The sequence below is a fragment of the Actinokineospora auranticolor genome (genome assembly GCF_002934265.1).
In the GTDB taxonomy this organism is placed as follows: domain Bacteria; phylum Actinomycetota; class Actinomycetes; order Mycobacteriales; family Pseudonocardiaceae; genus Actinokineospora; species Actinokineospora auranticolor.
The window spans coordinates 665,037-691,164 of sequence record NZ_PTIX01000001.1 but is presented as its reverse complement, the minus strand read 5'-3'; the positions used below and the strand labels follow the sequence as shown (position 1 = coordinate 691,164).

20 protein-coding genes are annotated in these 26,128 nt (G+C 72.9%); 13 read left to right on the top strand and 7 right to left on the bottom strand.

The features are described 5' to 3' along the window. Positions 1–3 precede the first annotated feature (3 nt). Positions 4–1,035, bottom strand: a complete 1,032-nt coding sequence (locus CLV40_RS02920) for a 3-oxoacyl-ACP synthase III family protein (protein ID WP_245930989.1) — start codon at positions 1,033–1,035, stop codon at positions 4–6. 436 nt (positions 1,036–1,471) lie between these two features. After that, entirely contained in the window at positions 1,472–3,673 is a 2,202-nt protein-coding gene (locus tag CLV40_RS02915; RefSeq protein WP_104476563.1) for an ATP-binding protein, read from the bottom strand. A gap of 116 nt (positions 3,674–3,789) precedes the next feature. Between CLV40_RS02915 and CLV40_RS02910 the strand changes: the two genes are divergently transcribed. The 3 genes from CLV40_RS02910 (at position 3,790) to CLV40_RS02900 (ending at position 7,742) form a co-directional block, all read left to right on the top strand. Then, positions 3,790–5,706: a PP2C family protein-serine/threonine phosphatase gene (locus CLV40_RS02910; protein WP_104476561.1), complete on the top strand. Its 1,917-nt coding sequence runs from the start codon at positions 3,790–3,792 to the stop codon at positions 5,704–5,706. Then, the gene (locus CLV40_RS02905; RefSeq protein WP_181043285.1) at positions 5,703–6,125 is read left to right on the top strand and encodes a response regulator; all 423 of its coding nucleotides are present in this window, start codon (positions 5,703–5,705) and stop codon (positions 6,123–6,125) included. Before CLV40_RS02910 ends, CLV40_RS02905 begins: the two co-directional genes overlap by 4 nt. Positions 6,126–6,401: 276 nt before the next feature. Continuing rightward, on the top strand, positions 6,402–7,742 hold the full coding sequence (locus CLV40_RS02900) for an alpha/beta fold hydrolase (protein WP_104476557.1): 1,341 nt from the start codon (positions 6,402–6,404) through the stop codon (positions 7,740–7,742). Here the strand turns inward: CLV40_RS02900 and CLV40_RS02895 are convergent. After that, entirely contained in the window at positions 7,739–8,557 is an 819-nt protein-coding gene (locus tag CLV40_RS02895; RefSeq protein WP_104476555.1) for a PaaX family transcriptional regulator, read from the bottom strand. The two genes, CLV40_RS02900 and CLV40_RS02895, sit on opposite strands and share 4 nt — an antisense overlap. A gap of 92 nt (positions 8,558–8,649) precedes the next feature. Here CLV40_RS02895 and CLV40_RS02890 point away from each other — a divergent pair, with 92 nt between their 5' ends. From CLV40_RS02890 to CLV40_RS02865, 6 genes are all read left to right on the top strand, one after another. Beyond that, positions 8,650–9,555, top strand: a complete 906-nt coding sequence (locus CLV40_RS02890) for an SDR family oxidoreductase (RefSeq protein WP_104476553.1) — start codon at positions 8,650–8,652, stop codon at positions 9,553–9,555. Between the two features lies 1 nt (position 9,556). Next, positions 9,557–10,447 carry an amidohydrolase family protein gene (locus CLV40_RS02885; RefSeq protein ID WP_104476552.1) on the top strand — a complete coding sequence of 297 codons (891 nt, stop codon included), beginning with the start codon at positions 9,557–9,559 and terminating at the stop codon, positions 10,445–10,447. Beyond that, entirely contained in the window at positions 10,444–10,902 is a 459-nt protein-coding gene (locus CLV40_RS02880; protein ID WP_104476550.1) for a MaoC family dehydratase, read from the top strand. The genes CLV40_RS02885 and CLV40_RS02880 overlap by 4 nt, the downstream gene beginning before the upstream one ends. A gap of 37 nt (positions 10,903–10,939) precedes the next feature. Further along, positions 10,940–12,211, top strand: a complete 1,272-nt coding sequence (locus tag CLV40_RS02875; protein WP_104476548.1) for an MFS transporter — start codon at positions 10,940–10,942, stop codon at positions 12,209–12,211. A gap of 1 nt (position 12,212) precedes the next feature. Beyond that, positions 12,213–13,655, top strand: a complete 1,443-nt coding sequence (locus CLV40_RS02870; protein WP_104476547.1) for an acyl-CoA synthetase — start codon at positions 12,213–12,215, stop codon at positions 13,653–13,655. 69 nt (positions 13,656–13,724) lie between these two features. Further along, positions 13,725–14,177, top strand: a complete 453-nt coding sequence (locus CLV40_RS02865) for a hypothetical protein (RefSeq protein WP_104476545.1) — start codon at positions 13,725–13,727, stop codon at positions 14,175–14,177. Here the strand turns inward: CLV40_RS02865 and CLV40_RS02860 are convergent, their stop codons facing one another. Together CLV40_RS02860 and CLV40_RS02855 are read right to left on the bottom strand one after the other, a co-directional pair. Continuing rightward, complete coding sequence (locus CLV40_RS02860; RefSeq protein WP_146107905.1) at positions 14,178–15,521, bottom strand: CDP-glycerol glycerophosphotransferase family protein; 1,344 nt, start codon at positions 15,519–15,521, stop codon at positions 14,178–14,180. A gap of 223 nt (positions 15,522–15,744) precedes the next feature. Then, on the bottom strand, positions 15,745–16,971 hold the full coding sequence (locus tag CLV40_RS02855; protein WP_245930987.1) for an ROK family transcriptional regulator: 1,227 nt from the start codon (positions 16,969–16,971) through the stop codon (positions 15,745–15,747). Positions 16,972–17,420: 449 nt separating this feature from the next. Here CLV40_RS02855 and CLV40_RS02850 point away from each other — a divergent pair, with 449 nt between their 5' ends. Next, positions 17,421–19,163, top strand: a complete 1,743-nt coding sequence (locus tag CLV40_RS02850; protein ID WP_104476541.1) for an asparagine synthase-related protein — start codon at positions 17,421–17,423, stop codon at positions 19,161–19,163. After that, positions 19,160–19,867, top strand: coding sequence for a lasso peptide biosynthesis B2 protein (locus CLV40_RS02845; protein ID WP_104476539.1), 708 nt, complete (start codon positions 19,160–19,162; stop codon positions 19,865–19,867). Before CLV40_RS02850 ends, CLV40_RS02845 begins: the two co-directional genes overlap by 4 nt. Before the next feature lie 5 nt (positions 19,868–19,872). Here the strand turns inward: CLV40_RS02845 and CLV40_RS02840 are convergent, their stop codons facing one another. Beyond that, positions 19,873–22,542, bottom strand: coding sequence for an ATP-binding protein (locus tag CLV40_RS02840; protein WP_104476806.1), 2,670 nt, complete (start codon positions 22,540–22,542; stop codon positions 19,873–19,875). 318 nt (positions 22,543–22,860) lie between these two features. Between CLV40_RS02840 and CLV40_RS02835 the strand changes: the two genes are divergently transcribed. Next, positions 22,861–23,055, top strand: coding sequence for an SPX domain-containing protein (locus tag CLV40_RS02835; RefSeq protein ID WP_104476537.1), 195 nt, complete (start codon positions 22,861–22,863; stop codon positions 23,053–23,055). On the opposite strand, the gene CLV40_RS02830 is transcribed toward CLV40_RS02835, so the two are convergent. Further along, positions 23,045–23,842, bottom strand: a complete 798-nt coding sequence (locus CLV40_RS02830; protein WP_245930984.1) for an alpha/beta fold hydrolase — start codon at positions 23,840–23,842, stop codon at positions 23,045–23,047. The two genes, CLV40_RS02835 and CLV40_RS02830, sit on opposite strands and share 11 nt — an antisense overlap. Positions 23,843–24,418: 576 nt before the next feature. Here CLV40_RS02830 and CLV40_RS40500 point away from each other — a divergent pair. Further along, complete coding sequence (locus tag CLV40_RS40500; RefSeq protein ID WP_104476533.1) at positions 24,419–26,068, top strand: IclR family transcriptional regulator domain-containing protein; 1,650 nt, start codon at positions 24,419–24,421, stop codon at positions 26,066–26,068. The last annotated feature ends 60 nt before the right edge of the window (positions 26,069–26,128 follow it).

Here is a 26,128-nt window from a genome sequence, read left to right as displayed (position 1 = left end):
CCTTCACGCCGCTTCGAGGGCGATACCCGATTTGATCCACTTGCTGGACTCGATGGCCACCGCGATGGCCCGGCTCGGCGCCGACATGGCGGGCACCAGGTCCCGCAGCTGGAAGAACAGCAACGCGTTGCCGTTGTTGCCGATGTCGGCGACCCGCGACACCTCCTTGGCGGCCGGGAAGCCCAACGCCTCGGTGATCTTCGCGGTCATCGTCGCGGAGAGTTGGGGCGGCAGCAGGAAGTCGACCTCGTCGCGGGCCCAGCCGAGGTCGTCGAGGAGTTCGTCGGCGACCTCGCGGGCGAGCACGGGGACCGACTCGGCGATGGCCCGGTAGTCCTCGCTGGCCGGGACCGCCGCGCCATCCCGGTCGACGATGCCGAACCAGCGCAACACCTGCCCGGGCTGCCGGTCCAATCCGGATAGTCTGGTAAGGACGGATCTCACTACGGGCGCACCTTCGCGTTCCTCGGTGCTGAGCACTGCCGCGCCCGCGCCGTCGCCGAAGAGGACGTAGTTGACCAGCTCCTCCGGCGGCACACCGGTCAGGTCGGCCGTGACGTCGTAGTGCTTGGCGATCACATCACCCCCGATGACCAGCGCGGTGCGGTAGCGGCCGGTAGAGAGGAGCGCCGTCGCCACGTCGAAGGTCTGCACGGCGCCGGAACACCCGGATTGCAGCTGGAAGGTCGGGATCCCGTCGATCCGCAACCGGTCGGCGACGACGTTGACCGTCGCGGGCATCAGGTCGTCCGGCGTCGCGGTCCCGAACACCACCACGTCGATGTCCTCAACAGACACATCGGCGTCCTCAATAGCCTGCCGCGCCGCCGTTTCCGCCAGATCGGCCAACGAGTACCGCTGTTCCCCCGTCGCCAGGTCAATCGCGAGGTGCCGCGTCCGCGTCCCGATGAACGCGTCGACCCACTGCTGCCACACCTGGTTCATCCCGAACCGCCCCGCCAACGCCGCCGTGTCGACCGCGCCCCCGGGGAGCGCCGTCCCCACACCCAACACCCGCGCCGGTAACCCGCCCACCGTCCGTCCCTCCCGGAATTGCCGAGGATTCCCGCCCCGACTCCGGGACTCCGACAACGCTAGGAAGCACCACTAAAGAGGTCCCTAATCCCCCGAGCCCCATCCCACCCAGTGGCGAACCGACAGCAGGCCCCCGTGACCCGGGCCACCGCCACCCCGTGATCACCAGCGCGGCTCGAGCCTGTCGGTGGCTCGCGGTAGCGTGACCAGGTGCGATACCGTGCGGAGTCCTACCTCGTGGGCGCCCTGCGGCGCGGGAAGTCGGTCGAGCAGTTCTCGGCGGGCGCTGGGTCAACCAGGCCGTCGTCGACAGCGAGTACGGCGACTTCGTCGCGGCCGGACGCCCACGGCCCGGCGCGCCGGACGGGCATCCGTGGCCTAGCGTGCCGGTGGACCTCCTCCTCTCCAGGCACACCCGACAGCGGTTCGTCGAGGCCTAAGTGGACGACGGGGTCAGGGTGAACCACACCGCGGTCCCCTGTCCCAGTTCCGACTCCACCCACAACCTCCCACCATGCCGCGCCACGATGCGGTCGACGATCGCCAGTCCCGCGCCGTGCCCACCGCCGCGGGCGTTGCGGGGGTGGAGGCGGCGGAACAGTCGGAGGACGTCTTCTCGGTATGCGTCGGGGATGCCGATTCCGTTGTCGCGTATGTAGACCGCGTCCTCGGCCATGCCTACCTCGACCGTGCGCGGGGGTTCTGTTCGGGCGTATTTGGCCGCGTTGACCAGGAGGTTGACCAGGATTTCCTGTAGTCGTTCCGGGTCGGCGGGGAGGGTGGTGCCTGGTGGGGGCAGGGTGACGGTCACGTCCTGTTCGGCGAGTCGGCCGCCTGCGATCTCCAGGGCGCGTTCGGTGGCCTCGCGCAGGTCGACCGGTTCCCGGCGGAGGTCGGCTTGGCCCAGTTGGGCGAAGTGCAGCAGGCTGTTGATCAGTTCGTCCATCCGCTGGGCGAGGTTCTGGATGGTGCCCAGGCGGCGGGTCGTGGTGGGGTCGAGGGTGGGGGCGTCCTCGGTGATGAAGGCGGCGGTGGTGGCGATGCCGCGCAAGGGTTCCTTCATCTCGTGCGCCGCGACGTGGGTGAAGGTGTCCAGGTCCTCGTTCGCGCGCCGCAGTTCGTCGTTCAACGCCGACAGGTGGGCGGCCCGGCGCACGGCGGCGGCGCGCACGGCGTTGCCGAACTCGACGGCCACCGCCTCGTCCGCGGTCGTCCACGGCAGGCACCGGCCCCGCACCACGGCCCGGTACACCGCCGACGACCCGCGCGGCGTCAGCCGCTGGCCGCGCGGACCCACCCGCACCGGCCGCTCCGGGTCCGTCGCCCAGGTCCGCGCCGCCCGGCGCTCACGCCGCGTCCAGACGACCAGGTCACCGGGCCGGTCGAGGGCCAGCACCAGCACACCGCTGACCTCGTCGGCGTACCGGCCCAGCGCCGGGTCCAGCTCGGCCAGGCTCTCGCAGCCCCACACCTCCCCCGCCGCGAGCGGCGGCAGGTGCTCGACCAGCGCGTCCACCAGCGGCGACGACCGGCCGTCGAGCCGCAGCGCGACGGCGTCGGCCCGGACCAGGTCGGCCAGCTCGGCGCCGTGGTCGAGCAGCGCGTCGGGCAGCTCGGTGACCAGGGCGAGCAGCGCGGACCGGGCCCGCTGCCGCGCCCGCTCGGCCTCCGCGTCCTGCACCGCCGCCAGCTGCAGCGACAGGGTGACGCCGAAGAACTCGCACGCCGCCCGGACCTCGGCGCCGAGCCGCCGCGGCGCCAGGCCGTGGCAGGCGATGAGCCCCCACAGCCGTCCCCGGTCGAGCAGCGACACCGACATCGACGACCGGACCCCGATGTTGCGCAGGTACTCCAGGTGGAAGCCGGACACCGTGCGCAGCGTCGAGTCCGACAGGTCCAGCGGCTCGGCCACGGCGGGCACCAGCGACGCGGTGTCGTCGTCGACGTCGTGGATGACCCGGATCCAGTTGCGCTCGTAGAGCCGCCGCGCCTGGGGCGGGATGTCCGTCGCCGGGAACCACAGCCCGAGCCACGGCTCCAGCCCGTCCGCGACCGACTCGGCGACCACCTCACCCGGCCCGGCCGGGCCCTCGAACCGGTACGCCACGACCCGGTCGTAGCCGGTCAGCGCGCGGATCTCGGCGACCGCGGCGGCGCACACGTCGACCACCGTGCGACCGTGCTGGAGCCTGGTCAGCGCGGTGCGCACGGCCGGGTAGAACCGGGAGAACACGAACGGCCGCTCGTCGACGGGCGGTTCCAGCTCGACCACGACGCGACCGTCCGCCCGGTACACCGTCGCGTCGAACTCGCGGCCCGCCACGGCCAGGCTCAGCAGGCCGCGGTCGCCGGTCGGTGCCGCGAGCGTGCGGTGGACCGCCGCCAGCCCCTCCACACCGAACACGGCGTCGGCCGGGAGCCCGACCGGGTCGGTGATCCCGAGCACGGCACCGGCGTTGGTGGCGGCGACCTCGACCCGGCCGTCCGCGGCGACGGCGACCAGCGTCCCGTAGGACTGGATGCCGCCGAGGCGGTGGATGGGCTCGTTCAGGCATACCGACAGGTCGAACGGCGTCCCCGACTCGACCTCCGCCGCCCGGTCGCGCTCGTCCGGCTGCCATGTCGAGTCGTCGCCCACGCGGTCCGCTTCCTGGCCGGGCGGCCGGTCATCCGGCGTCCGGTCCGCTGTTCGACTAAACCGTACAGTTGGCGCGGCGTCCCCGCCGCGCGCCGAACACCGACCGGAGAGGGAAGTTGGACCCGAGATCGGACTCCTGGCCGGACCGCCTGCACACGCTGTGGCGGTCCGCGTTCGGGGCGTTGAGCACGCGGCAGCTCGCGCGCGAGCTGTACACGGGTCTGCTGTCGCTGCCCGGTGTGCGCGCGGTGTTCGGGGTGCGGGTCGGCGCGGACGGTCGGGTGCAGGTCACGCGCTGGGCGGACGCGACCGGCCTCCAGTCCGGTCCGCCGGGATTGGCCGAGGAGGTGTGCGGGCTGGTGTCCGCGCTCACCTCCGGTGACCCGATCCGCCACCTCACCCTGGCCGAGGTGACCGACCTCTCCCCCGGTCTGGCCGAGCGGCTGGCCGCTGCCGGTCTGCTGGTCGTCGCCTTCGACGCCGCCGAGCGCGGGCAGGGCGTGCTCGGGATAGCCGTCGACGAGCCCCGACCAGAGGTCACCACCGCGCTGGCCCAGGCGACCGAGGTGGTCATCGCCGCCGACCACCGCATCGGCGAGCAGCGCGTGCTGGAGGACCGCCAGGCCCTCGACGCGCTGCTGGCCGAGGCGTCGCTGCGGATGGACGCCTCGCTCGACATCGCGGACACGCTGCGCGCGGTGCTGCGCATGGTGGTGCCCGCGCTGGCCGACGGCGCCGCGATCCACATCCGACAGGACGGCGGCATGGCGCCGATCGCCGCCGCGCACGTGGACGCCCAGCGCGAGCGCCTGCTCACCGAGCACCTGGCTGCGGGTCGCTGGGCGGGGCAGGCGCTGGTCGACGGCGCGGACCGGTCCGGTTTGGACGACGAGGCCCGGCCCGCCGGGCTGCCCCCCGAGGTCGGGCTGGACACCATGACGATCGGCGTGCTCCGCGCCCGCGGCCGGGACGTGGGCCTGCTGACGTTCTTCCACCGCCGGGGCTCGGGCAGGCGGAACTCGACGCGGCTGCTGCGCGACCTCGCGAGCCGCGCGGCGCTGGCGATCGACAACGCGACGCTCTACGAGCAGCGCCGCCACGACGTGGTGTCGCTGCAGCAGCACCTGCTGCCCGCGGTGCTGCCGGAGGTGCCCGGCGTGGAGCTGGCGGCCGGGTACAACGCGGCGGACCACACGATGGAGGTCGGCGGCGACTTCTACGGCGTGGTCGACCAGCCCGGCGGCACGGTGATCGCGCTGGTGGGCGACGTGTGCGGTCGCGGGGCGCCCGCGGCGGCGCTGACCGGCCTGGCCCGGCACACGCTGGAGACCGTGCTGGCCGAGGGCGGGTCGCCCCGGCACGCGCTGGGGACGCTGAACGCGAAGATGCTGCGCAACCGCATCTCGCGGTTCCTGACCATCGCCACCGCCACCCTGGGCCCGGTCGAGCCGGACGGGCTGCGGCTGGAGACGCTGGCCGCCGGGCACCCGGCGCCGCTGCTCGTGCGGCGGGAGGGAACGGTGCACGAGTGCGGCTGCACCGGTCGGCTCGTCGGGGTGCTCGCCGACCTGCGGCTGCGCTCGGCGGTCGACCTGCTCCGCCCCGGCGACCTCGTGGTCCTGTTCTCCGACGGCCTGATCGAGGCCCGCGACCCCGACGGCGGCTTCTTCGGCGACTCGGAGCTGGCGCGGACACTGGGCGAGCTGCGGGCGCTGCCGACGGCCCGACTGGTCGACGCCCTGCTCACCGGGTCGGACCGCTACCACGTCAACGACGACGTGGCGGTGCTGGCCATCCGCTACCTCGGCCCGCCGGTGCTCGACCGCGCGCTGCCGTCGGCGGAGGTGACCGACGCCGTCACCGCCGCCGTGCGGGCGCTGAACCCGGACCTCCCCCCGCCCGAGGAGCTCCTCGCGTTCCTCGCCGAGCACCCCGGCGAGATCCGCGCCACGGTGACCGGCGACGCCCGCTGGGCCCGGATCGACCTGACCGACGCGAACGGAGACCAGGCGTGGACCGAACTGGTGGCGTGAGGCCCGCGCCCGACGACCGCCTGGTGCTCGTCGTCGAGGACAGCGAGGTCGACCGGGAGGCCATCGACCGCGCCCTGTCCCGGTCGCACCCGGAGCTCACGCTCGAGTTCCTCCCCGACGGCGACACCGTCCTCGACCGCCTGCGCGACACGACCCGGCCCCGGCCCGCCCTGATGTTCCTCGACCTGTCGATGCCCGCCACCGACGGCTACCAGGTCCTGGCCGACGTGCGCGCCGACCCCGCCTTCGCGGACCTCACCATCATCGTCCTGACGTCCTCGACGACATCGGCCGACATCGACCGCTGCTACGCCGCGGGCGCGGACAGCTACATCTACAAGCCGGTCAACTTCGCGCTTTTCCGCACGGTCCTGCAAGGCGCCGTCGACTATTGGAACTCCACGGAAAAGAATAGCTAGTCCGCTCCGATACAAACCGTCGATCGACGCAGAAGCGTCCACACAGAAAATCGCCCTGCGCGCATAACTTCACCATTTCCGGAAACGACTCCGCCTGAGTCGACGCCGCAGAACCCTGCCACACCAGCGCATCCGGTAAAAACCGGCGGTTGACAGCCGTCGCGGTCGGTGGCGATGCTGGTGGCTCTTCACCGCGGCGCCACCCGATCCCACGGGGCCCGCGCATTCCACTGGCCGACTTCCGGCCAAGTTCACCACTTCCACCCTGGAGTACCTGTGCGCACTGTGAGAACCCTGCTCGCGGCCGCCTGCGCCACCGCCGCCGTCACCGCGGGGGTGGTGGCCGCCGACGCCGCCACCGGCAGCACCCACTACACCAGCACCCTCCCCGACGGCGCGGCCTGGATCGCCGACGTGCCAGAGCACCCCAACGGCACGACCGTCCTGTTCAGCCACGGCTTCGGCCCGCTGCGGCCGCAGAACGCCCCCGACCCCGCCACCCACGACGCCCTGCTCGACCAGGGGTACGCGCTCGTCGGCTCCTCCTACTCCGGACCGTCGGACTGGGCGCTGGCCACCGCCGTCGACGACCAGTTCGGCGCGCTCGCCGCCGCCGAGGCGCACACCGGCAAGGCCAAGCGGGTCATCGCCTGGGGGCAGTCGATGGGCGGGCTGGTCAGCGCGCTGGAGGCGGAGCGCGGGGCGAGCCGGATCCACGGCGCGCTCACCACGTGCGGGCTGGTCGCGGGCGGTGTGAGCCTGAACGACTACCAACTCGACGGCGCCTACGCGATCAGCGAACTACTGGCCGCCGACCAGCACGTCCAACTGGTCCGCTACGCCAACCCCCAGCAGGCGACGACAGCGGCGAACGCGCTGGTCGAGGCCACCAAGAAGGCCCAGAACACAGCCCAGGGCCGGGCCCGCACCGCGCTCGCGGCCGCCTTCTACAACGCCCCCACCTGGTTCACCGGCCCCACCGCGCCCGATCCGCGCGACTACGCCGCCCAGCAGCGGCAGCAGGCCGCGCAGCTGATCCAACTGGTCCTGCCGTTCACCGTCACCGGCCGCTACCAGGTCGAGCTGGCCGCGGGCGGCAACAGCGCGGCCACCGCGGGCGTCGACTACTCGGCACTGATCACCCGCAGCCCCCAGTACGCGCAGGTCACGGCCCTGTACCGGCAGGCGGGCCTCGACCTGCGCGCGGACCTGACCCGGCTCACCCGGCGCGCCGACATCAAGGCCGACCCGGGCGCCGTGCGGACGTTGACCGCGACGTCGACCGCCACCGGCAAGCTCGCCGTGCCGGAGTTGAACATCCACACCGTGGCCGACCAGCTGATCCCGGTCGAGCACGAGGAGTCCTACGCCACGCGCGTGCGCCGCGCGGGCTCCCAGGACCTCCTGCGCCAGGCCTTCGTGCAGGGCAGCGGCCACTGCGCCTTCCAGCCCGCGGGTTACCTCGCTGCGCTGCGCGCCCTGGAGTACCGGCTGGACACCGGTTCCTGGGCCGACCGCACCACCCCCGCGTCCCTCAACGCGGCCGCGAAGGCCGCCGACCTGGGCGCGTTCTCCCCGTACGCCACCTTCCGGCCCGTGCCCCTGACCAGGGGCTAGGCGGGCGGGCGGTCCGGGAGTTCGTCCAGGATCGCCGCCGCCAGGTCCGCCGCCTCGCCGCGCAAGTCCGCGTCGAGGCGGCGGAACACCTGCTCGGCCGGGCTGGCGGGCCAGTCGGCGGGCAGGTGTTCGGCGGGCAGGTGCGGGTCCTGGCGGACGACCTGGAGCCAGTCGGTGTGCAGGAGCAGTTGCCTGGCCAGGTGGTCGGGGACCGCAGGCAGCGGTTCGGGCACGTCCCATGTGGTCAGGAACCCGGTGTACCGGGCGGCGATGGTCGCGGTGTCGAAGGCCTTGCGCACCAGGTCGGCCGACCCGGTCGTGTCGGTGGGGCGCGCGGTCAGCACCGTCACGTGGTCGGCCAGGCCCAGGTGGTCGACGATCGCGTCAACGTCCCGGCGGCCGGGGGCGATCCACAGCCCGTTCTGCAGCGGCCCGAAACCCGCCCAGCTCAGCTGGGTGCGCAGGTCGTGCCGGTCGCCGCGGCGGCTGTCGGGCAGCGAGAACCCGACCAGCGTCCAGTCGCCGCCGGTGTCGTGGTTGACCGCGCCGGTCTCCCAGATCCGCTTCCTGCCGTCCTCGAGCACCGCGGCCGACCGCGCGGTGAGTCCGAAGTAGACCTTCCGACCGCTGCGGTGGCGGGCCAGCAGGCCGCGGCCCGCCATCCGGGTCAGCGTCGAGCGCACGGCCTCCTCGGACACGCCGACCCGCGCGAACACCTCGATCACGCTGCCGGAGTAGACGGCCACGTCCCGGCCGAGCACGTGCAGGCCCAGGAAGTTGAGCATCAGGGCCTGGGGCCGCGGTGCGTCGGTCATGGCCGCAGCGTAACCGCCGCCAACGTTGGGCACTTCATTGACGGCCGTAACGAGAGTGCCGTACTTTGGGTCGACGAGCACGGGAGGCGGAGATGGATCTGTCAGGCAAGGTCGCGGTGGTCACCGGCGGCGGACGCGGGCTCGGCCGCGCGTACGCCACGGCGCTGGCCGCGGCGGGGGCGGCGGTCGTGGTCAACGACGTGGACGCCGACGCCGCGCACGAGGTCGCGGCGGCGATCACCGCCGAGGGCGAGCGGGCCGCGGTGGTCGTCGCGCCGGTCGGCACGAGCGAGGTCGCCCAGCGCCTCGTGGACACCGCGGTGGCCGAGTTCGGGCGGCTGGACGTCATGGTCACCAACGCGGGCATCCTGCGCGACCGCGTGCTGTGGAAGATGTCCGATGAGGACTTCGACGACGTGGTCCGGGTGCACCTGCGCGGCACGTTCACCTGCGCCAGGGCCGCGGCGATCCGGATGCGCGAGCAGGGCGGCGGGCGCCTGGTCCTGGTGGGCTCACCGGCCGGGCAGCGCGGCAACTTCGGGCAGACCAACTACGCCGCCGCCAAGGCCGGGATCGCCGCCATGGCGCGGACCTGGGCCATGGAACTGGCCCGGTCGCGGATCACCGTCAACGCCATCGTGCCGATCGCGGCGACCGAGATGACGAAGACGATCCCCGCGTTCACCGAGGCCATCGGCGAGGCCGAGCGCACCGGCGCGCCGTTACCCGCCTGGCTGCGCCACGACGAGGGCTTCGGCACCCCCGAGGACGCTGCGGCGCTCGTGGTCTACCTGGCCTCGGATGCCGCAGAAGGCGTTACGGGGCAGGCGATCGGAATCGGCGGGGACAAGCTCTCCCTGTGGTCGCACCCTTCGGAGAAGACCGTCGCCTACTCCGAAGGCGGCTGGATCGCCGACGAGATCGCCGATTCCTGGGCCACCGGGATCGGCGCGGAACCCGAGACCTACGGGATCCCCGCCCCGCAGAGGGTTTCCTGACATGGGGATCGCCCTCGACGACCTGGTGGCCATCGACGTGCACACCCACGCCGAGGTCTCCCGGGACGGCCGCGGCTCGCTGAGCCCGGAGCTGCTGGCCGCGTCCGCCGGGTACTTCAAGGCTCACGACCACCGGCAGCCGACGATCCCCGAGATCGCCGCGCACTACCGGGAACGCCGGATGGCGGCGGTGGTGTTCACAGTGGACGCCGAGCACGCCACCGGCCACCCGCGGCTCTCCAACGAGGAGATCGCGGAGGACTGCGCCGAACACCCGGACGTGCTCATCCCGTTCGCCAGCATCGATCCCTGGCGCGGGAAAGCGGGGGTGCGCGAGGCTCGACGGCTGGCGACCGAGCACGGCGTGCGCGGGTTCAAGTTCCACCCCAGCCTTCAGGGTTTCGCGCCCAACGACCGGATGGCCTACCCCCTGTACGAGGCCATCGAGGAATTGGGCGTCTCCGCGCTGTTCCACACCGGACAGACGGGAATCGGCGCAGGCGTCCCGGGCGGCGGCGGAATCCGCCTGCGGTATTCCAACCCGATGCTCGTCGATGACGTCACCGTCGATTTCCCGGAATTGCGCGTGATCCTCGCCCACCCTTCCTTTCCCTGGCAGGACGAGGCTTTGGCGGTAGCCACGCACAAACCACACGTGCACATCGATCTCTCCGGCTGGTCCCCCAAGTACTTCCCGCCGCAGCTGGTGCGCTACACCAACACGCTGCTCAAGGACAAGGTCCTGTTCGGCTCGGACTACCCGGTGCTCACACCGGACCGCTGGCTGGCGGACTTCGCCAAGCTCGACATCGACCCCCAGGTGCGACCCCGCGTGCTCAAGGACAACGCGGCCCGGTTGCTCGGCCTGACCACGGAAGGAGACCCGCGATGACCACCACCGCCAAGGGACTGCCCGGCTTGCGCGGGCTGACCGGCGTCGACCTCGGCCCCGGTGCGTGGATGCAGGTCACGCAGGAGCGGATCGACGGGTTCGCCGACGCCGCCGACGACCACCAGTGGATCCACACCGACCCCGAGCGGGCCGCCGCGGGCCCGTTCGGCGGGACCATCGCGCACGGCTACCTCACGCTGTCGCTGCTCATCCCGCTGTTCAGCGACCTGCTGGTGGTCGAGGACGTGCGGATGAGCGTGAACTACGGGCTGGACAAGGTCCGCTTCCCCGCGCCGGTGCCGTCGGGAGCCAAGATCCGCCTGTCCGGCAAGGTCGTCGAGGTGCTCGACGTGCCCGGCGACGGCGTGCAGCTGTCCTGCGATTTCACCATCGAGATCGCGGGCTCGGTCAAGCCCGCCTGCGTCGCGCGCGCGGTTTACCGCCACTACGCCTGACTCCCCCATCCGGTACCTCAATGACGAGGGGCCCGCCATGACCACTTCCCCGGTGCTGCGGCGCGCGGTCGCGTCCAGCTTCCTCGGCAGCGCGATCGAGTATTACGACTTCCTGCTCTACGCCACGGCATCGGCGGTGGTCTTCGGCAAGGTCTTCTTCCCCGGCCTGGAACCGGGTCTGGCGACCGTGGCCAGTTTCGGGACGTTCGCGACCGGCTACCTGGCCCGGCCGCTGGGCGGGTTGGTGTTCGGCCACTTCGGGGACCGGCTGGGGCGCAAGCGGATGCTGGTGCTGACCATGATCCTGATGGGCGGGTCCAGCTTCCTGATCGGCTTACTGCCCGGCTACGCGCAAGTCGGCGTGGCGGCCCCGGTTCTGCTGGTGCTGCTACGGGTCGTGCAGGGTATCTCGGTGGGCGGCGAGTGGGGCGGATCGGTCTTGCTCTCCGTCGAGCACGCGAAGTCTCGACGCGGGCTGTGGGCCGGGTTCACCAACGCGGGCGGCCCGGCGGGCAGCCTGCTGTCGACCGTGGCGCTGTCGGTGACCGCCGGGCTGACCTCCGAGGCGGATTTCCTCGCCTGGGGTTGGCGGATCCCCTTCCTGTTCAGCATCGTGCTGCTGGCGGTCGGGATGTTCGTGCGGTCCCGGGTCGAGGAACCGCCCGCGTTCGTTTCCGCGAAGCGGCACCGGATCCCGGTCGTGGCGGTGCTGCGCGAACACCCGCGGGCGCTGCTGCTGGGAATCGGGACCGGGTTGGCGGCCTTCGTCTTCCAGGCGACGCTGACCACGTTCGTGCTGTCCTACGGGGTGCGGGTCGGACACGGGCGGCAGGACGTGCTGGACGCGCTCACGATCTCGTCGGCGACCGCGGTGGTCGGGGTCCTCGCCTGGTCGGCGTTCTCGGACCGGGTCGGCAGGCGGCCGGTCATGTTCGCCGGGGCCGTGCTGATCGCGCTGTTCGGGTTCGGGCTGTTCCCACTGGTCCGTGCGGGCGGGGACGCGCCACTCGTGCTCGCTTTGGTGGTGGGACAGGGAATACTGCACCCGATGTTGTTCGGACCGCTGGCGGCGCTGTACGCGGAGCTGTTCGCCACCGGCAGCCGGTACACCGGGGCGTCGCTCGGCTACCAGGTCGCCGGGCTGGGCGCCGGGTTCGCACCACTGATCTTCGCGGAACTCCAGCGGGGGTCCGGCGCGTCGACGGTCCCGGTGTCGGTGACGATCGCGGTGTTCTGCGCCGTGTCCGCGGCGTGCGTGCTGGCGCTGCGGGAGACCGGTCGCGGAGAGCTTCCGGCGGAGGGGAGTTGAGGTGTGGGGCAACGGAATCGGCGGCTGGCCCGCCCGGCGCGCGCTGATGACGCCGGACCGCACGGCACTGGTCTTCGAGGGGAGGTCCACGACCTACGCGGAGCTGTCCCGCCGGGTGAACGCGCTGGCGTCCCGGCTGGTCGCGGCGGGGGTGGCGGCCGGTGACCGGGTGGCCTACCTCGGCCAGAACCACCCGGCGTTCGTCGACACGCTGTTCGCGACCACACTGGTCGGCGCGATCTTCGTCCCCCTGAACTTCCGGCTGACCGGACCCGAACTGGCCTACCAGCTGACCGACGCCGCCCCTGCGGTCCTGGTCCACGACCCCGCGCACCCGGCGCCTGGCGCCACACGGACGATCGAGGTCGACGCGGACTGGCCCGGGGGCGGCGGCGACGCGCCCGCCGCTCCCCCGGTGCCGGTGGACGCCCCCGCGATGATCCTCTACACCTCGGGGACGACCGGGCGGCCGAAGGGGGCGGTGCTCAGCCACGCCAACCTGATCTGGAACACGGCCAACGTGCTCGTCGGCGTCGACGTCTCGGCCGACGAGGTCACCCTGGTGTCGGCGCCCCTGTTCCACATCGCCGCCCTCGCCCAGACCCTGCTCCCGACCCTGGCCAAGGGCGGCTGCGCGGTGCTCACCCCCGGCTTCGACCCGGACCACTGCCTGGACCTCGTGGAGCGGTTCCGTGTGACCTGGATGTTCGGCGTGGCGACGATGTACGCCACGCTCGCGGCGTCGCCGAGGTGGGCGTCGGCGGACCTGTCCTCGTTGCGGGAGCTGATGTGCGGGGGCGCGCCGGTGCCGGAGTCGCTGATCCGGACGTACCTCGACCGCGGGTTGGTGCTGAGCCAGGGCTACGGGATGACGGAGACGGCGCCGGGGGTGACGTACCTGGAGGCGAGCCGGACGGCCACCCACATCGGGTCCGCGGGCCTGCCGGTGTTCTTCACCGACGTCCGCCTGTCAGACCTCGGGGAGCTGGAGGTCAGCGGCCCGAACGTGACCCCGGGCTACTGGAACGCCCCCGACGCGACCGCGGCGGCCTTCACCCCGGACGGCTGGTTCCGCACCGGCGACCTGGCCCGCGTCGACGACGCTGGCCACCACCACATAGTGGGGCGGGTGAAGGACATGTACATCTCGGGCGGCGAGAACGTCTACCCGGCCGAGGTGGAGAACGCGTTGACCGGGCACCCGGACGTGGCCGAGGCGGCGGTGATCGGCGTACCGGACACCAAGTGGGGCGAGACCGGCCACGCGTTCGTCGTGGGCGCCGCCGCGGCACCCGAGGCCGACGCCCTGCGCGCGTACCTGCGGGAGCGGCTGGCGGGCTACAAGGTCCCCACCCGCTTCACCTTCGTGACCTCGTTGCCCCGCACGGCATCGGGCAAGGTCCACAAGCCCACGCTGCGGACCGAGGTCCGCCGGGACCGGTAGTCCCGAACGCCACCCGAGGCACCCCATCGGTGCCAGAATCTCCTTATCACCAAGAAAAGGGGGTTCGAGGTGACCGGATTCCGTTGGACCGTCGCGGTGTGCTCACTGGTGTTCACCATCGGCACCGCGGTGCAGAACTTCGGCATAGTCGACCTGCCGCTCATCGAGCGGACCATGGTCCTGGCGGGCAACACCCCGGACCAGGCCGCCGCGGACGCGCCGGGGTTCTTGTCCGCCTTCCGTTTGGTGGGCTGCGTCTTCATCGTCGGCAACGCCCTGGGTGTATCCGCCCTGACCTCGCACCGGTGGCCGCTCTGGGTCGCCCTGGCCGTCAACGCCTGCCAGGCCGCCGGGGTGTTCATGATCCCGTTCGAGGTCTCCGACGCCACCGCCGACCGCTACGGCCCGGCGGGTCTCCTCCCTTCCCTCGTCACCGATGGCGGCGCCCTGCTCCTCACCACCGTCCTGCTGATCGCCTTGGCGCGTGGTGCCTTCCGGGCCCGGCCCGCGGCGATCCGGTAGTCACATGTTGACCACCAGGCGCGGGACCGGGACCACCGGCCACGCCGCGGAGGTGGTGGGCTCGGTCAGGTCGAGGAGCCGGTAGAGGGTCTGGCGGATCAGGTCGGCCGACAGGCCGTGGGCCGTCGCCACCCGGCGGCGGGCGATCTCCCACTGCTCGGCCCGCGCGGCCCGGGCCGCGCCCAGCTGGACGGGCAGCGGCACCGTCGAGTCGAGCCGGGGGCTGCACGCCGCCAGCTCGGCCAGCACGGAGTCCGGGTCGATGTCCAGGTCGGGGAAGTGGCTCAGCAGCACCGGGACGCCCACCCCGGCGGCGTACGCGGTCAGCGAGCTGTGGTCGGCGATCAGCACGTCGGCCGCGGCGACCAGGGCCCGCCAGTCCTCGCCGACGTCGACCAGGTCCACCCCGGCCTCGCGCGCCTTGCGCAGCCACGTGCGCACCTGTCGGGAGCCGTGCTCCGACCACACCGCCGGGTGCAGCGTCGCGATCACCCGGTGGTCGGCCGGGAGGGCGGCGGGCAGCGCGGCCAGCAGGTCGAACTGCCTGCACAGCAGCGACTCCTGACCCCAGGTGGAGGCGACCGCGACCAGTGTCTGACCGGTGCGCACGCCCAGCCCCGCGCGGAACCGCTCGCGGTCGGCCTGGCAGGCGACCAGCCGGTCGAAGCACGGGTCGCCCGCGACGATCGCCGCGGGCACCGCCTCCGGGCACTGGCGGGCGAGGGTGCGCAGGTGGTCCGGGTGCGGCAGGACCAGCGAATCGAAGACGAGCGAGCCATCGCGGTCCAGCAGGGATTCCCGGTCGAGGCCGTAGACCGGCCGTTCCGCGCCCGGGTGCGACCAGCGGGGCCACAGCTTGTTGTAGCCCGCGCCGTGCGGGGCCGCGAACCGGCGCAGCGCCGGGACGTCCTCCATGCGGTGCAGGCTGGCGGAGATGGCCAGGTCGTACCGGGTGTCGACGGCCTCCTCCCACGGCACCACCCGCACCTCCAGCTCGCCCAGCCGCTTCGCCACGCCGGTGCCGAGCCGGTCGGGCACCTGGGTGTAGACCAGCTGCACGCGGGGGTCGTCTTCGAGGAGAACGCAGATGTCCTCCAACCGCATCAAGCTGGTCACGGTGTGGGCGCCGAGCAGGACCGTCCGCCGGTAGCCGGTGCTGCCCCAGCGGGCCTGCTCGGGCCGCGCCTCCACCACCCGGGCCACGGTCTCGTCCGGACGCTCCACGACCCGGATCCGGCGCCGCAGCGCGGACGGCACGCGGCGGATCGCCGGGTACCGCTCGCTCAGCCGCGACATCGGGGACCGCTGGTTCTCGCCCCCTGGGGACGGCGCAGGAGTCGTCATGGCACTCACCCTTCCTCCATCTCAGGGGAAAGGGCCGAAGACCGCGCTACTGCCGCGCGCGCCCGCCGTGGTGGTCGCCCCTCAGCCACCACCACGTCCGACGCACCGAACCGGCCGCCACCCCGCTCTCCCCACCCCCGAACGCGAACCTCGGGTCCGCTACCGAAAGCGTACGACTCTTCGATTCGAAGTCAAGGCAAAGTCAGAGCGCGAGCCAAGTTGTCTACAATTCGACCGTCCGATCGATCTGCAGGGCGAATGCCAGCGCACCGCGCGCCCCGGCCAGCAGTCCCAGCTCGGAACCCGCCACCACCATGGGCTCGACACCGCTGTCGAACATCCCGCGCAGGGCGTAGAGCCGGATCGAGGACTGCAGCGGGTCGACCAGGAAGTCCGCCGCCCGGCCGAGCTCGCCGCCGAGCACCACGATCTCGGGGTTCACCACGTTGCACACCCTGGCCAGCGCGACCCCGATGGTGCGGGCCGCGTCCTGCAGGATCCGCCTGCACACCACGTCGCCGCTCTTGGCCCGCTCGATCATGCTCTCCAGGCTGGTCGGCAGGTCCATCCGGTACCCGGCGTAGGCCTGCCGGACCTGGTCGAGCAGCCGGGTGCCGCCCACGACGGTCTCCAGGCAGCCCCGGTTGCCGCAGCGGCAGACGATGCCCTGCGGGTCCATGGTCAGGTGCCCGACCTCGCCCGCCAGGCCGTGCCTGCCGCGGTAGATCCGGCGGCCGATGATCAGGCCGGACCCGATGCCGGTGGACGCCTTGACGAACAGCATGGTCTCCCGACCGCGCCCGGCACCGTAGACCTGCTCGCCGTACGCGGCGAGGTTCGCTTCGTTGTCCACGATGACCGGTACGTTGGGGAAGTGGTCCTGGAACCGGCTCTGCGGGTTGCCGGACAGGTCCCACGACAGCGACGCGGCGACCTGGGCGATGGCGCCGCTGCGCGGGTCGACGGCGGCGGGCAGCCCGATCCCGATGGAGACGATGTGCTCCTCGTCGAGCCCGGTCTGCGCGGCCAGTTCCCGGATCAGCCGGGCCGCCTCGCGCACCCACATCGCGCCGCCCTGGTCCGACCCGAAGTCGACGGACTCGTGCTCGACGGTCGAGGTGTCGACGCGCCGGGCCGCGACGGTCAGCCCGTTGTGGTTGACCTCCACGCCCACCGCGACACCGCGGACCGCGCCGAGCCGCACCCGCTTGCCGCGCTCGCCCTCGGTGTTGTCGACCCGGACGATCCCCTCGCCCTGCAACTCGGTGATGACGGTGGAGACCGTGGCCTGGGACAGGTCGGCCTGCCGGGCGATGCTGACCTGCGTGCCCGGACCGGCCATCACCGCTCGGATGATCTTCCGGCGGTTCGCGTCGCGGACGGAGTCCGACGGCGTCCACAGCAACGCGCGCGCGCTGGGGACCGTTCCCTCGGATGTACTTGCGCTCACCACGCCCTCCCCGTTGTCTTCTACTTGAAGACTGCCTACCGTAGACCCTACGCGAGATGGTAGTCGGGTCGCCCAATGCACCGCGGCGTGAACACGAGATTGTGTTCAGTTCGACCCGACATCAACCTCCAACCTAAGGAACTCTCGGTTCTCGCCGCGTGTCCAAGTTCCGTCAATACGCGTGAAGGATCACCCCTGGCGGGTGGTGACACGCGCCGCTACCATTAACTCCTGGTAATTGGGTCTTGACGGTCCGAAGTAGAACGTTCGGAGGCGAATTTGAGCGACAGCGCCGCTACGGCTGAAGTCCAGCCCCGCACACCTGAGCCCAACTATCAGCCACCGGTCGTGATCGACCTCGGACCCGCTTTCGAGGTAACGTTCGGCAGTGGCTCGGGAACGCCGGATGCCAATGGCCAGGAGTACGGCTGAGCCGATAGTGAAACCGCGTGTTACTGGTCGCTGACGCCACCGACCACGACGGGCCGGACCGCCGCGAAAAATGGCGGTTCACCGTCTCGAATTCCGATTCGCTTCAATTCAAGGACGAGAGCTGCCGCGCATTCGTGGTGGGGAATTGCCTCGGGCTCCGAGAAATCGCCGACCCGACGGCGGGGCGGACGGCGGCCGACCGGCTCGACGCGCTCGCCCGGGCCCCGGGCGCCTTCGCGGTCGCCGTCGAGCGGCCGGGCGAGATCCTGCTCCGGACCGACCCGACCGGCCAGTTCCCGCTCTACACCGCGCGCTCCCCCACCCGCGCGGTGGTCGGTGACGACCCCGGGGCGGTCGCCGCGGCCGTCCGCGCGCCCCTCGACACCGGCACCGCGGCGGCCTGCCTGGCCTGCCCCTCGATCGCCGATCTCTTCGCGTCGGCCACCATGTTCACCGGCGTCTGTCAAGTGCCCGGCGGCGCGACGATCCGAATGGCCGCCGAGGGTACGCGGGTGGACAATCTCGACCCGATACGAGTCGATTCCGCGGCGACGATCGCCGACGCCGCCTATCGACTGCGATCGGCGCTGCTCGAATCGATTCGGCTCCGGGTCGCGGATACCCCGCGGGTCGTGTCCGATTTCAGCGGAGGGCTGGATTCCACGTCGCTGGCATTCCTCGCGGCGGAGTACACCGATGAGTTACCGGTCATCACTTTCCGCAACCCCGACGCCCCCGTTGCCGATGACGTGGACCGGGCGGCGCGATACGTGGCACTTTCCCCGGTCCTGCGGCACCACGTCGTGACCACATCGGGCGAACACCTGCCCTACCAAAGGCTGGTCGCCGCGACCGGGGAACCGCACGTGACCCCGATTTCGCTCGGCAGCTTCCGGGCCCGGCTGGCGCACGCCGCCGCGCTCGGCGCGCGCGCCCACCTGGTCGGCGAGGCGGGCGACGTGCTGCTCAGCCCGCCCGCCGCCTACCTCGCGGACCTCGCCAGGCACGGCGACCTCACCACCCTCTGGCGGCACTGCCGCGCCTGGGCCCGCCTGCGCACCCTGTCCCCCACCCGCCTCTTCCGCCGCGCCGTCCAGGTCGGCACCACCGGCCGCCGACGCGCCCTCCTCGACCTCGCCGCGCACCTGCGGCGGGGCTGCGAGCGCGGGCCGACCGACTGGGCCGACGACCAGGTCACCCTCGTCGGCACCCCGCAGGCGCACTGGCTGACCCGGGCCGCCGCGGCGGGCCTCGCCGACCGGCTCGCCGCGCTCGCCGACGAGCCGGACCGGGACGAGCACCTGGGCGACCTCGTCACCCGGGGCTGGTTGCGGCTGCAGAACCTCACCCAGCGCGCGCTGCGGGTGGAGGGCGAGCGGTACGGCATCGCCGTGCACGCGCCCTTCCTCGACGCCGCGGTCGTGCGCGCCTGCCTCTCCCTGACCGCGGCCCGGCGCGCCGACCCGAGCGCGCCCAAGCCGCTGCTCCGCGCGGCCCTGACCGGGCTGGTCCCGGACGCGGTGCTGACCAGACCCACCAAGGGCGCCTACTCCCGCGACGCCTACGCCGGGGTCCGCCGGGCCGCGCCGCGACTGCGGGCGCTGCTCGCCGAGTCCGCCGCCGCCGACCACGGGCTGCTCGACGCCGCGCGGGTCCGGCCGGTGCTCGAAGGCGCGATCGACGGGCTGCCGGTGCCGTGGAGCGCGCTCAACCAGGTGTTCGCGGTCGAGTTGTGGTTGCGTGAGAGGGGTTCCCCGTGAGCTGGTTCACCGTGCCGGAGACCGTGCACTCCCGGGACGACGGCAACGGGCACCTCGTGCTGCTCAACGCGACCACCGGGCACTGGCACCGGCTCAACGCGACCGGCGCCGAGTTCTTCGCGCACCTCAAGGCCCACCACGACGTCGACGCCGCGGTCACCGCCTTGGTCGACCGGTTCCCCGGCGTACCGGCCGACCGCATCCGGCACGACGTGGAGGCGCTCGTGGCCGAGTTGGTCCGCTTCGGCTTGGTGGAGCCGACCGAGCGCCGCGAGGCGCACGGCGTGCTGATGGCCTTACCGCCGGTGCAACGCCCGAGCGGTCTCACCGAGCGCCTCGCCGCCGTAGTGGCGTTTCCCGTCGCCCTGCTTCTCCTACGCCTACCGTTCCGCCTCTCCACGACTGCCGTGAGCCGCGTCAAGCGCGGCCGGGTACGGGAGACGGCCACGCCCGCGCAGGTGGTCGCCTGGCTCGCCGCGGCGAGGTGGGTGAGCAGGCACTACCCGGGGCGGGTGGCGTGCCTGGAGCTGTCGCTCACGGCGGTCCTGATCGGCGCGGTCCTCCAGCGCGGTGTGGACTGGTGCTTCGGCTTCGCGGTCGACCCGCAGACTTTCCACGCGTGGGTCGAGGTGTCGGGTGAACCCGTAGTGGAGGCGGCCGACGATCCGGTCGCGGCCACCTACCACCGGGTGTTCCTGGTCTGAACGCGCTACAACGCCCGTACCCGCTCGCGGACCTCATTCGCGCCTGGGTTGCCCAGGTCGTCGAAGAGCGCCGCTGTGCGTTCGTAGTGGCGCCGTGCCTCGACACGGTTGCCCAGGCGTTCGTGGAGTTCCCCGAGCGCGAAGTAGGCGTCGGCCTGGCCCAGCGGGGAGTCGGCGGACTCCATCGCGGCCAGCGCGGCCCGCAGCCGCTCCCCCGCCTCGTCGACGTCCCCCAGTGCCGTCTCGGCGCGGCCGAGGGCGATCAGGGCCCGCGGCCGGTTGTACTCGTCCGGCACCGCGAGCGTGCCCAGGGTGGTGACCGCCTCGCGCAGGTACCCGGCGGCTTCCCCGGGGCGGTCGGCGGCCAGCAGGGCCCGGCCCACGCTGATCAGCGCCAGACCGACGCTGCGGGACTGGTCGAGTTCGCGGTACCCGGCCAGCGCGCCGCGGAAGTGCCGCAGCGCCAGCTCGACCTCGCCCTGGTCGAGGTAGACGAACCCGAAGCGCTCCAGCGACCCGGCCGCGCGGTGCCGGTCGCCGGACTCCTGCCACCAGCTGCGGGCTCGCGCCATGTGGGTCAGTGCCTCGTCGTTGCGGCGCAGCGCGTGGTGCAGCAGGGCGACGCGGTCGGACGCGAGCGCCTCGGCGGCCCGGTCGGCGGCGCTCTGGGCGGCCTGGATGGCGAGCGTGTCGAACCGCAGCCAGTCGCCGTAGTGCTGGCGGTAGAGGAACAGGCCCCACATGGCGTCGGCGATCTGCCAGGTGGTGGGCGCCCAGCCGCGGTCCATGGCCTCGCCCGCGACGGCGAGCAGGTTCGTCCGCTCGGTGTCGAGCCAGTCGAGCGCGTCGCCGTGGCCGGTGAACTCGGTGGGGTCGACCGGCTCCTGCGCCACGTCGACGTGGAAGCCCGTGCGGTGGGGCGTGGTCTTCGCGGTGGCGGCGGCCGCGGAGTGCAGGTACCAGTCGGCCATGCGCCGGACCGCCGCCGCGCTCGCCCGCTCGCCCTCCTCGGCGCGGGCGCGGTCGGCGGCGTGCAGGCGGATGAGGTCGTGGAAGCGGTACCGGTCGGCGAGCGGTTCGTCGACGAGGTTGGCCTCCATCAGCTCGTCGAGCCACGCCTGCGCGTGGCCGGGCGAGTCGCCGACGGCCGCGGCGGCGACGCCGAGGGTGAAGTCGGCGCCGGGGTGCAGGCCGACGAGCCGGTAGAGCCGGGCGGCGGGTGCGGAGAGCGCTTGGTAGGACATGGCGAAAACCACCTCTACGCTGAGGTCTGGTCCGAAGGTGAGCCGGGCGAGCCTGCGTCGTTCGTCGAGCAGGTCGCGCACCGCGCGTTCCAGCGAGCACCGGACCCGGGTCGCGAGTCGGGCGCCCACCACGCACAACGCGATCGGCAGCCCCGCGCACAGGGCGGCGAGCCGTCGCGCCCAGTCCGGCTCCGCCGCCACCCTGGCTGGTCCAACCAGGCGGCCGAGCAGGGCCGTACCGTCCGCTGTGGACAGCGGGGCCAGCTCGACGGTGCGCGCGCCGTGCGCGACCAGACCGCCGAGCCGGGATCGACTGGTGACCAGGGTGACCGCGTCCGGTGACGCGGGGAGCAGGTACCGCACCTGCGCGGTGGTCACCGCGTTGTCGAGGACGACGAGCAGCCGCGCCCGCGCGGTGAGGGAGCGGAACAGGGCGGCCTGTTCGGCGAGGTCGACGGGGACCTTGGCCGCGGCGACGCCGAGCGCCCGCAGGAACCGGCCGAGGACGTCCTGCGGGGACACCTCGTCGTGCGGACCGCCGAGGTCGGCGTAGAGCTGGCCGCCGTCGAAGCGTTCGCGGACCCGGTGCGCCCACCGCAGCCCGAGCGCCGTCTTGCCGACGCCGGGCGGGCCGACGACCATCAGCAGCCGGTGTTCGCGGGAGGCCGCGTCCAGGGCGTCGATCTCGGTTTCGCGGCACACGAACGACGCGGGCGCGGGCAGCAGCTGGCGCGGCGTCGGCGAGTCCGATGTGGATGGTTCGGGGGCCGCGGGGGCGCCGGTGACCGGGATCTCGGTGGTGCCGGGCAGGTGGATCCAGCCGTGCGCGCGGCCGTTCTTGATCCGAGCCGACACCGGGTGGTAGGTGGTCGGGTCGATGCCCCGGTAGCGGTGGCGCACGATGCCGTCGTAGATCGCGTCGGACACGATGACCGCGAGCGGCACCCCGGCGTGCGCGAGCGCGGTGCGCAGGTCCGCGGAGTCGAGCAGCCTGCACGCGTGCACGAGGTCGTCACCGGAGCGGCCGTGCTCGTCCTCCGACACCTCCCCCGCGTGCACGGCGAGCCGCATCCGGACCCGGTGGCCCAACTCCGCGCCGCGGTTGTGCTCGGCGAGCGCGGCCAGCAGGCAGCCCGGCATCGGGTCCAGCAGGAGCACCTTGGACACCTGGGGCGGCACGATCACGATCGCACCATCCCCCGTGTTCTCCAGAAAACATATGCCCCATGGCACACCCGCCGCCAGGAAAGCCTGTTCCACCACGCGGTACGCGGTCGCCCGGACCACCGCCCGCGCCCGGTCGTCGCGGTGGGGCGCGCTGTAGCCCTCCACGTCGAACGTGACGATCGTCTGGTGCGTCGGGTAGTCGGTGGGGTGGCCGCCGACCGGGTCGCGGTTCGGCTCGCCGGTGGGTGGGGGAACCACGCTCATGTGCACCACCAGGGTTTCGACGGGCAGGAGCCATTCCCGGTCTACCACTCGTGTCGGGGTGTCCACCGAACAGCCGCCCGGGTTCACCCCACCGGCGGGCCGGCGCGGGTACGGTCGCCGAGGTGATCGAGGGACTGTTGAGGCAGGCGGTGTCCGGGCGGACCGAGCCGGGGATGCGACCGCTGCCGGAGCGGGTCGGGGAGCGAGCACGAGCGGGCGGGCTACGAACTCCTGCTGGCGCGCGGGGTCGAGGAGCGGCTGGCGCGGTTCGCCCGCGACCACGCGTCGTGGACGGCGGCGGACTTCGAGGGGCTGCTGGTGAGCTTGGCGGACAAGGTGTGGAAGGGAAAACGGGTAACCGATCTGGAGCGGTTGGTCGTCGCCCGCCTGGCCGCGGCGAGCGGGAAGCCGGACTGGGAGGTCTTCATGGAGTTGGACGACGAACTCGATCGCGTCACCGCCGACGCGCCACGCCGACCGGCCTTCCAGGCGGGCTATCCCGTCACCCGCTGACGGTGTCCAGGAAGTCCGCCACGGCTGTGGCGAAGCCCGTCGGGTCGTCGTCGTGGATCCAGTGGCCGGTGGGGAAGGTGAGTACCTCGGTGCCGGGGCGGCGGTCCGCCATCTCGTCGGCCAGGGGTGCGGGTAGGAACGGGCTCTGGGTGGCGCGCAGGAGCAGGGTGGGGCAGGTGGCGGCGGTCCAGTCGGACCACCAGGAGCCCGCGCCCGCCCGTTGGACGGCCATCATCTGTTCCCAGTCGAACAGGAACCGCCACTGGCCGTTCTCGGCGACGGCGCTGAGCAGGAAGTACGTCGGGTCGGGGATGCCGCGGTCGATGAGGGCGGCGGCCAGTGCGGCGCGGGTGGGGGCGGATCGCGGCCACCCGCGGGTGTCGAGGACGGGGGTGTCGACCACCGAGCTGTCCGTGACGGCGCCGACGTCCTCGATGACGAGGGCGGCCACCAGGTGTGGGTGGCGAGCAGCGACCTGGTAGGCCGTGACGCCGCCGAGGGAGTGGCCCAGCAGTGCCACCGGGCCGACGTCCAAGGCCTCGATGAAGCGGGCGACATCGGCCACGAACGCCGCGCGGGAGAAGTCGTCGGCGGGATCGCTGAGGCCGTGGCCGCGCTGGTCGGGGGCCAGGACGCGGACGGCGGCGCCCAGGTCGTGGGCGAGGCGGTCGAAGACGGCGCCTCGGCCGAAGGTGCCGTGCAGGGCCACCAGGGGCGATCCGGCGCCCTTGTCCACATAGGATATCCGGCGACCGTCGGGGAGGGACAAGACGGCGTGGGCGGTCACCCTTCCATGATCCATGGTGCCGCACGCGGGTCGCGAGCGGGCACGGCCCGGGGCCCTGGCTGTGCCGACTGCCGCGGCGCGCCGCACGGCCGCCCGCGGAATGGGAAATCCGCACCGCTCCCCCGGTGGGTTGTCGAGCGCGGCCGACCATATCCGGGGAGCCCGGGAGAGGCGCGCGGAAACCCCCGGATCCGCATCGGCCGACACCGGGAGACCATCGGATCTGCCATGCGGGCGACCGCGAACTCGGCTTGGCCAAGCCAAAGTCCGCCGAACCACCGCACCCGAGTACCGCCCCGCCGCCTGCCTGCCGCGCCACCACCGGACGATCGGTCCGGCGGCGATCACCCGTACCGACCCGCGCCGAGAACACCGGCCCGCGAGCGCGAGTCGTCCACGAGAAAGCCCCGTCCCGCCATTCCTGCTTGACTGAATCAATGCACCTATAGGATGCGGGCGACGCGCCCCGACGCGCCGGGGGAAGATCACCCGACCGAGGGCGGGTCGGCCGGGTCGCGACGGGCGGTGTTCACTGTGGTGGTTCGCGATCGAGGACCGAGCAGACGGAGTGCGCGCATGTCGGCAGCCGAGGACATCGAGGAGCCCGCGGAGGCGGTCGCCCCCCTGGTCCGCGGTCTCGCCGTGCTCCGGGCGCTGACCGCGGCCGAGCACACGCCCACCCTGGGCGACCTGCAACGGGCCACCGGTTTGGCCCGGGCCACCGTCGACCGCCTGGTGGCGACCCTCGCGCAGATGGGTTTCGTGCGCCTGGAGGGCCGCACGGTCACGCTCGCCCCCGCACTGATGGCCCTCGGCAACGCCTACCTCGCCGCGACGGGCCTACCGGGCCGCCTCGGCGACTATATGCGCGCGTTGGCCGACGAGGTGGACGAGTCCGTGTCGCTCGCGGTCGGCGACGGCGACGGCATCCGGTTCGTCTACCAGGTGACCCGCCGCCGCGCCATGTCGGTGACCTTCCGGCTCGGCGACCTGCTGCCCGCCGAGCGCACCGCCGCGGGCACCGTGATCGCCGCGTCCTGGACCGACGAGGACTGGACGCGCTGGCGCGCCCGGCGCGCCGCCGACCCGGACGACCGCGGCTTCCCGCCGATGGCCCCGCGCACCGGCGGCGACCTCGACTTCGACGAGCGCGCGCGGTTCGCCCGCGCGCACGGCTGGTCCCTCGACGACCAGCTGATCGAGCCCGGCCTGCTCGCCGTCGCGGTGCCGGTGCGGTACCCCTCCGGCGAGACGGCGTGCGCGGCGAGCGTGGTCAGCCACTCCAGCAGGCACAGCACGGCCTCGATGGAGCGCGAGCTGCTGCCCCGGCTGTGCGCGGCGGTGGCCGAGATGGAGGCCGCGCTCGTCGGCCGGATCGCCCCCGCGCCCGCGCCGCACGCGCTGGGCCTCGCCGCCTGGACCGGGACCACCAAGCAGGAGCTGGGGCGGGGCTTCGTGGAGTCGCTGGCCCGGGGCCTGACCGTGCTGACCGCGTTCGGCGACGGTCGCGCGGAACTGCCCCTCACCGCCGTCGCCGCGACCACCGGCCTGGCCCGCGCCACCGCGCGGCGCGCGCTGATCACCCTCGAGCACCTCGGTTACGTCACCACCGACGGCCGCCGGTTCAGCCTGACCCCGCGCGTGCTGGGCCTCGGCTTCCCGCCGCTGTCGCGCACCACGCTGCCCGTCATCGCCGCGCCGCACCTGAAGGCGCTGGCCGAGCGGGTGCGCGACTCGTCGTCGCTGGCGGTGCTGTCCGGGGCGGAGGTGCGCTACACCGCGCGCGCCTCGGTCAGCCGGATCATGTCCGTGGAGATCGCCGTCGGCACCCGGCTGCCCGCGCACGCCACCGCCATGGGCCGCGCACTGCTGGCCCACCTGCCCGTCGACGAGTACCGCGCGCGGCTGGCCGCGGCGCCGCCCGCCGCGCTCACCCCGCACACGATCACCGACCCGGAGCGGTTGGACGCCGTGCTCGACGCCGTCGCGCGGGACGGGTACGCGCTGGTGGACGCCGAGCTGGAGGTCGGCCTGCGCTCGGTCGCCGTGCCGGTGCGCGACCGGGCGGGCAAGGTGGTGGCAGCGGTCAACGTCGCCTCCCACAGCGGCGGCCGGACCCCGGCGGAGTTCCTCGCCGAGGTGCTGCCCCACCTGCGGGAGACCGCCGCGCGGATCGAGGCGGACCTGCACGTCACGTCGCGGTTCACCGCGGTGCACCACAACTGAGCCGTCCTCGGTTGTCCGGGGCGGGGCGTTGACACACGCTCCCGGCCGGACAAGACTCAT